Here is a 6,952-nt window from a genome sequence, read left to right as displayed (position 1 = left end):
CGTGTAGCGCCAGGGGCCGACCCAGATCGGCTTGAAGCGCATGGCTTCAAGGACGGCCCTGTCGAGCTTGGCGGTATCGTTTTCGGCCAATGCGGCATCGATAGCCTGCCTTGCGTCGGGCCGCGACAGGATCACGTCGAGGCAATTGCCGGCGGCCAGCACATTGGTCGGGACGAAGCCGGCGATCATGCCCAGCATGATCGAATTGAGGTCGTCCCGCGACAGGCGGCCCTGATCCATCTGGACAACCAGCCTCGCCAGCGGTTGCTCGGCCTTCAAGCCCCGGTCCCTGGCCGACTGGATGGAGCGATCGATGACTTTGAGAAGACGGTCGCCCGCCACCACCGCAAGTTCGCGCATGACGGGGCTCGCCGTCGGGTCCGAAAAGAACAGCGCACTCAGCGCGATCGCCCAGTCGGCGAATTCGGATTCATCGTCGATCTCGACGCCGAAATAGTCTCGACAGATGTGCACCGGGACGATCTTCATCAACCTGGAGATCGCATCGAAGCCGGGGCTGGCGCGCGTCATGATCTCTTGCGAATGACGCGCCGCGATCGGCCTGACGGCGGCTTCGACCTCGGCCGGCGGGAATGCACTCAGCACCGACGATTTCATGCGCCGGTAGTCGGCGCCGTCCTGCATGCCGAGGATGAAGTTGGATCCCCGGGCAAGCTCGGTCATTTCCGGGCCGTATGGGGTCTGGAATTCGTCGCCGCGCTCCAATATGTCGCGGACATCGGCGTTCTTGGTGACCACGAGAACGCCGAAAAGTTTGCCGGTCGGCCGGAAACGCCGCAACAAGGAAAGCGCCCAGCGGGGGTCTTCGGCCAGAGACCCGACGATGCGCGCAATCAGCCCTGTCTTGCGGATCCGGCCGAGATCGAAGGGCGGCATTTCCGACAGCGGGCGCTGGTTTCTCTGGGCCGCGCTAATAGCGTTGAAATACTTCAGTTTGGTCATGCGCGTTCAAGCCCCCCGGCTATCCACGTTATTGCGATGCCGGCCGTTCAACGCCTAGGTTTGCATCGGTTGCACGTATGTGAATCTTTTCACAGTTGGTCCATGTTCCAGCCAGCACTGACGCCATGTTCATTTGGCCAGTTGGAAATTGGCGACGAGGAACTCGTTCGCGGCCTTGTCGGTGAACGGTATCCAGCGCACACGCTGTTCTGAAAAATCGGGATGCCGGGTGGTGAAAATGGCCATCTCGCGCCGCGCCTGTTCCGGCCGGCCGCTTCGCATCAGCGCGCCGATCTTCAGGAACCTGGAATAAAAATAGCCGGGAGACAGGTTGAGCGAGCGGTCAGCGGCAGCGATCGCCGCCGGCCAGTTCTCGACCAAACAATAGGCCGCCGTCAGTTCCCCCAGATTGTGGAAGCGGTAGAGGTCGAACGGGCTCAATCGCTCGGTATCGAGAAAGAACGGTATCGCGGTCGCGGCATTGCCGAGCAGCAGCTGGGCGCTGCCCATGGCCGAGCGCGCGAAGGCAAAGCTCGGATTGATGTGGATCGCTTCCTCGAGATGGTCGACGGCCGACCGCGGTTCGCCGCGCATGATGTCGACGGCGCCGAGATGGGCGTGCGGGCGCGCATCCAGGCTGTCCACCAGCAACGCCTTGCGGGCAAACTGCTCGACCTTGTTCAAATCGTCGCTGTCGCCGAAACGCAGCCATGCCCGCCAGAAATACCACCACGCCAGTTCGTTGAGCACGGCGCTCGAGTTGGCGTCCTCGCGGTAGGCCTTCTGGAAGAACTCGAGTGCGGTTTCGGTGTCGCCGCGGGTGCGCCGGTTCATGTGCCAGCGGCCCCGTCGCACCAGTTGCCAGGTCTCCAGGCTTTCCCAGGGAACCTGGAAGGTGCGTGCCTGTTCCGCCCGGTCGACCTCCTTGTCGAGGATCGAAACGATCTCAGCGCCGATCTGGTCGCGCAGGTTGAAGATGTCGACCAGATCGCGATCGAAGCGCTGCGACCACACCAGCCGCCCGTTGGACGCGTCGGCCAGCGAGGTGTTGAGGCGGATCTGGCCACCATTGCGCATCAGCGTGCCGCTGACGATGTAGCGCGCGCCGAGCGCGTTGCCGATCACCCGGGTGCCCAGCGTGTCGTCGCGGAACTGGAAGCTGGAGCCCTTGGCGATGACCGAGAGCCATCTGGTGTTGGATAGACCATAGATGATGTCCTCGGCGATGCCGTCGGCCATGTAGCCGATGTCATGCTCGCCGCCATCGGCGTGGAAGGGCAGGACGGCGATCGCCGGCGGCCCCTTGGACGACAGCTTCTGCTGCGCATTGGCCTGGGGAATGGCCGCGAACGACGCCGCCGGCGAGGATCCGTTGCCGCTGCGGCCGGCGATCAGAACGCGCACCGGCAAGGCGATGTTCTTCAGCATGAATTCGCCGAGATCGGTGAATTCGGCCGCCGTCTTGTCCTTCACATGGTGCCAGGTCGTCTCCGAAACGGCGAGACCGTTGCCCGGCGCGAATTCCTGGATTCTCGCCGCGATGTTGACGTCGTCGCCGTAGAGGCGGCCACCACGCACGATGACGTCGCCGGTGTTGATGCCGGCGCGAAACGGCATGCGCATATCGTCGGCAACCTCGGCGTTGAGGGCGACGATGCGGCCCTGGAAATCAAAGGCCGCGCGCAACGCCTCGATCGGATTGCCGAACTCGGCCATGATGCTGTCGCCGGCGTCGCCGAACGTGCGGCCGCCAAATGTGCCACAGCTGTCGGCGATGATGTCGCGCCGTTCCTCGAATGCCGCGACAGCAGACTCGTCGTCGATGCCCATCAGCCGCGAGAACCCGACGGCATCGATAGAAATGATTGTCGCCAGCTGACGGGTGTAGTTCCGTACAGCCATGTTCGAGCCCCCGCTCCCTTTCTGGTTCTGGTCCAGCACAGGCGACGACCCGTTCCTGAAACACTTCGCCGCGCGCTGAGAGATGAAGATTCCGGCGGGGTTGGCGCGCCATGCCACCCCGCCAGGACCAGAAGTCTAGCAGGGTCTTTGGCAAAGCTCTACCACCATCGGGTTGTCCAGCGCGGGCCGTGGCAGCACTCATGGTTGGCCGGCGGTTGGCGCAAATATGGGCGTGCCGTCGCTCTGAGCGCCGCGATCCAGGGCTTCACGGAACCTGCGCGACGTCACATCTCGGAACAAACTGTGCTGCCTGCGAGTTTCCGGTGCGGTTCATACCAAATGAGGGTAATCATGCGAAATCTTGTTCTGGCGACCGGTGTCGTCGTTCTTCTGGCCGGCTCAACGGCCTTTGCCGCGGATGACAGCCCGCTGCCGCCGACGAATGCCCAGAAACTGTCGGCAATCATCGCCAAGGTCGAGCAGCGCGACGGCTTTCGCTATGTGAAGGAGGTCGACTGGGACAAGGACGGGTACACCGTCACCTATTACACCGCCGACAAGGCGAAAGTCGAAATCACCTTCGATCCCGTGACCGCCGAACCGAAATAGCGCCGATACCGCACCGCTTCGGCAATTCCGTCCGCCACGTTTTTGCCTACGATGGTGGCAGTTGTCGGACAACGGGGCGACCATGCTTTCTTCCAATCGAATTGCCACCTCGCTTGCGCTTGTCGTCGCACTGGCTGGCGCGGCGGTCTGCCTTGGTCCAGCGCGTGCCGACGGGCCGTCCTTCGATTGCCGCAAAGCCAGCCTGCCTGTGGAAAAGGCGATCTGTGCCGACCCGCAACTGTCGGCAATTGATGCCTTGGTGGCCGAGGCCTTTACGGGTTTCGAGCCAGCCTTTGGCGGCGACAAGCGCAAGATCGCCCGTGCGCTCATCGCCGACAGGAACGCCTGTGGGCAGGATGCTGCCTGCATCGTCAGCGCCCAGAACAACGCGCTGCAGACCTACGGCAATGCGCCGTCCTGGGTGCAGGACTACAACATCGCCCTGATCGGCAAGTAGGCGCTCGACACCGCGGCCCGCCATCCGGGCAGCCCCGACCATCGCCTGCCCTCGTCGATCGGCCAATGCGCCTTGACCCACATCACCGCGCTGACGACGCGGCTCGGCGACGACCCGCTGGAAACCGCCCGCCCTGAAGCCGGCAGCCTGGCGCGGTTCAGCAATGGCGGCGCCGGGGTTTCCTACGAGCGGGAGCCTGGCCTTGCCAGTTCGAAAGCCGGCGATCCTGTCGTCATGTGCCTGATATCGATCCCGAGGGATTGTCCGCAGGGCGACGAGCGCGGGCGGGTCTATTACGGCGTCGACCTCACGATAAAAGGCACATGGGTTTTGCCGGATTCGCAACATCTATGCGGCGGCGCCTGAAGATTTGCCGCAAAGCACTGCTGGATGCACTCTTGCGCCGATCCGCCTTTGATGGCTGAGTGCGCGTAACAGTTGCAGGGCACGGGGGTGCATGGCCATGGTTAAGCATGTTTGGAAGCGCATCCTGATGATGCTTGCCGGCTATTTCGTTTCGGTGCTGATCGGATTGTTCGCGGTCGTGGCGATATATTGCGCACTCGCCGTATTGCCCAACGCGCCGGACTATTTCGGCGCCATGCAATTTTCGCCCATTGTCGTGCTGCTGTGGCCGCCGCTCGGCATGGTCGTCTATTTCCTGACGATCGTGCTGACCGGCCTGCAGACGCTGATCTTCGCGCTGCTCGCCGAATTCTTTGCCCTGCGCAATTTCCTGGTGCACATGCTGTTTGGCGCCGCTGCCGCTGCAGCCGGCTTTTTCCTGGTCTGGCCGGCCGCGGAAGAGGATGCCGGACGCTGGGCCGATATCGGCATCATCGCCGCCGCCGGCCTCGTAGCCGGTCTGGTCTATTGGCTGATCGCGGGCCGCGACGCCGGCTTCCGGCGTCCGCTCATCCAGCGCTGATCGCAGGAAACGGGCGACCGTCCATCGGCCAACAATCTAATAAAACCAGAGAGACAAAGTGAGTTCCTCGTTCGTTGAACGAGGAACTCCGCTGGTTCAGCTCGTCGGCGAGCGCACCGCTTCAGTCGCGTCCAGCGCCTGCATCAGCCGCGTGTCGCGGTCGTAGACGTCGTTGAAATATTCGACTTTGCCGGACAGGTCCGGCCAGGCAGTGAAGTAGGAGACATAGACGGGAATCGTGCGTGTCACGTCTTCGCTGGCATGGCCGTGCTTGAGCTTTTCGGCGATGTCGTCGACCGAGACGCCGAGCACCGCCGCCGCCATCCCACGTGGATCCTGAAGGCGAATACAGCCATGGCTGAGCGCCCGCATATCGCGCTGGAAGAAGGATTTTTGCGGCGTGTCGTGCATGTAGATGGCGTGCTTGTTGGGGAACAGGATCTTCAGTTCGCCCAGCGCATTGGCTTCGCTCGGCTGCTGGCGCACGCTGTAGGGAATGTTGGCGCCGTAGGCGCCCCAATTGACCGAGGAAGAGGGAACCCGCCTGCCGCGCGAGTCGGTCACCTCGTAGCCGGCACGGTCGAGATAGCCCGGATCGCCACGCAGCCTTGGCAGCATCTCGTTGACGATGATCGACTGCGGCACGCCCCAATAGGGATGGAAATCGACCTGCTTGATCTCCTTGAAGAAGAAGGCGGTCTGGTTGGTGGTCCGGCCGATGACGACGCGGGTCTTCAGCTTCTCCTCGCCATTGTCGATATAGCTGGCGGTGAAGGCGGGCTGGTTGATGAACACCCGCGGGCTGCCGAGATCGGACGGCATCCAGCGCAATTCTTCCAGCGCGACCTGCACCTTCTGCAGCCTGTCGGCCTTGGACGTGCCGGCGAGCGAGGCGACGGTGCGCGGGCCGATGACCCCATCGCCCTTCATGCCGGCCTTCACCTGCACGGCCTTGATGATCGGAACCAGTTCGGGAACATAGACATCGCTGGTGCCGAGACGAGACAGGATCTCGCCATAGGCGCCGCCCATCTCGTCGTCGAGATTGCGCGCGATCAGCGTCAGCAGCTTCGGCAGTTCGGCGCTGGTCTCGCCGGGCTTCAGCAACAGCTTGGGATCGACGACGATTTCGTTTTCGGCGCTCGCCTGCAGCGATTCAAGTTCGACGCGCAGCGCCTGATATTCCGCGTTCTGCGGGTGCCGCGATTCGAGGTAGGTGCGCACTTCCTGGGTGTGGGCCAGCGTCTTGAGCGCGCCTTCCATGTCGACCGGCTTCGGCGGAAATTCATAGTAGCCGGTGATGCGATTGGGATCGACGCGCCCGCTCTGGGCGTCACGGGCATAGCGCAGTACGCGCGCCGACAGCGCCATCTCGAAGCGGACGAGTTCCTTCAGATGGGCGTCGGCATCGACTGCCGATGCGTTGGCTGCCGGCACCTCGACCGTGTAGTCGGCCGACGTGAGACCATAGCTTGCGGCTTCGCCAAGCACCCGCACCGCATCCTGGGCGCGGGCATTGGGATTGCCCTCGTTCACCCAGATGAAATCAGGATTGGCAGAGTAATAGGCAATCAGTGCCTTGGCGATATCGGGCTCGGCATAGAGTTCATAGTCGCTGAGGCCTGCAACGGCTTCGCGGAAGGCGGTGCTGGTCGCCGACGGAACAAAGGCGGCGTCTTCAGCTGTTGCCACCTGGGGAGGTGCTGCCACCAATGCGGTAAAGTCGACGCGCACCAGCCGGTCGGCCTTGTAGGTGTAGTAGGACGGGCTGCCGATCCTGGTGCCGCCACCGCCCGACACGGCGGGCTTCGGCTTGCGCTTCGGCGGCGGCGGGAATTCGCCTTGCGGCCTGTGCTTGACGCCACCGCCGAACAGCATGTCGAACAGGCCTTGCGCGCTTGCCTGCGGCACACCGAAGGCCAGTGCTGCCGCCACTGCAAGCGGCATCACGGTGGCTTTATTTCCGAGGAATCTCATTAATCACCCGCTCCGGCTGCAAGCCGGCTCCCGTTCCGCGCCGCTAGACGATCTTGCCAACCGCATGGCGGATGTAAGGCGCTACTATACCGATTCATACCGATTTCGTTAAGCTT

General features: G+C 63.0%; 7 protein-coding genes. 4 read left to right on the top strand and 3 right to left on the bottom strand.

Going from position 1 to position 6,952, the window contains the following annotated elements:
* The coding region (locus ACYG9Z_RS28085) for a cytochrome P450 family protein (RefSeq protein WP_460223156.1) at positions 1 to 963 on the bottom strand (963 nt) is incomplete at its 3' end.
* A gap of 129 nt (positions 964 to 1,092) precedes the next feature.
* Positions 1,093 to 2,865, bottom strand: coding sequence for an adenylate/guanylate cyclase domain-containing protein (locus ACYG9Z_RS28080; protein WP_023714203.1), 1,773 nt, complete (start codon positions 2,863 to 2,865; stop codon positions 1,093 to 1,095).
* A 351-nt stretch (positions 2,866 to 3,216) separates the two neighbouring features.
* Here ACYG9Z_RS28080 and ACYG9Z_RS28075 point away from each other — a divergent pair, with 351 nt between their 5' ends.
* The 4 genes from ACYG9Z_RS28075 (at position 3,217) to ACYG9Z_RS28060 (ending at position 4,859) form a co-directional block, all read left to right on the top strand.
* Entirely contained in the window at positions 3,217 to 3,474 is a 258-nt protein-coding gene (locus tag ACYG9Z_RS28075) for a PepSY domain-containing protein (protein WP_023668990.1), read from the top strand.
* Between the two features lie 82 nt (positions 3,475 to 3,556).
* A complete protein-coding gene (locus tag ACYG9Z_RS28070) occupies positions 3,557 to 3,931 on the top strand; it encodes a lysozyme inhibitor LprI family protein (RefSeq protein WP_245259920.1) in 375 nt (124 codons plus the stop codon).
* A gap of 72 nt (positions 3,932 to 4,003) precedes the next feature.
* The gene (locus tag ACYG9Z_RS28065; RefSeq protein WP_245259919.1) at positions 4,004 to 4,297 is read left to right on the top strand and encodes a hypothetical protein; all 294 of its coding nucleotides are present in this window, start codon (positions 4,004 to 4,006) and stop codon (positions 4,295 to 4,297) included.
* A gap of 91 nt (positions 4,298 to 4,388) precedes the next feature.
* Positions 4,389 to 4,859 carry a hypothetical protein gene (locus tag ACYG9Z_RS28060; RefSeq protein ID WP_023682505.1) on the top strand — a complete coding sequence of 157 codons (471 nt, stop codon included), beginning with the start codon at positions 4,389 to 4,391 and terminating at the stop codon, positions 4,857 to 4,859.
* Positions 4,860 to 4,955: 96 nt separating this feature from the next.
* Here ACYG9Z_RS28060 and ACYG9Z_RS28055 read toward each other — a convergent pair whose 3' ends face one another.
* Positions 4,956 to 6,836, bottom strand: coding sequence for a L,D-transpeptidase family protein (locus tag ACYG9Z_RS28055; protein ID WP_023682504.1), 1,881 nt, complete (start codon positions 6,834 to 6,836; stop codon positions 4,956 to 4,958).
* Between the last annotated feature and the right edge of the window lie 116 nt (positions 6,837 to 6,952).

It is taken from the genome of Mesorhizobium sp. RSR380A (assembly GCF_054719385.1).
This window is presented reverse-complemented; position numbering and strand designations above follow the sequence as displayed.

Excerpts from the sequence above, each read along its gene's own strand:
- ACYG9Z_RS28080 (WP_023714203.1), bottom strand. The coding sequence starts at position 2,865 with ATGGCTGTACGGAACTACACCCGTCAGCTGGCGACAATCATTTCTATC.
- ACYG9Z_RS28070 (WP_245259920.1), top strand. The coding sequence starts at position 3,557 with ATGCTTTCTTCCAATCGAATTGCCACCTCGCTTGCGCTTGTCGTCGCA.
- ACYG9Z_RS28055 (WP_023682504.1), bottom strand. The coding sequence starts at position 6,836 with ATGAGATTCCTCGGAAATAAAGCCACCGTGATGCCGCTTGCAGTGGCG.
- ACYG9Z_RS28075 (WP_023668990.1), top strand. The coding sequence starts at position 3,217 with ATGCGAAATCTTGTTCTGGCGACCGGTGTCGTCGTTCTTCTGGCCGGC.
- ACYG9Z_RS28060 (WP_023682505.1), top strand. The coding sequence starts at position 4,389 with ATGGCCATGGTTAAGCATGTTTGGAAGCGCATCCTGATGATGCTTGCC.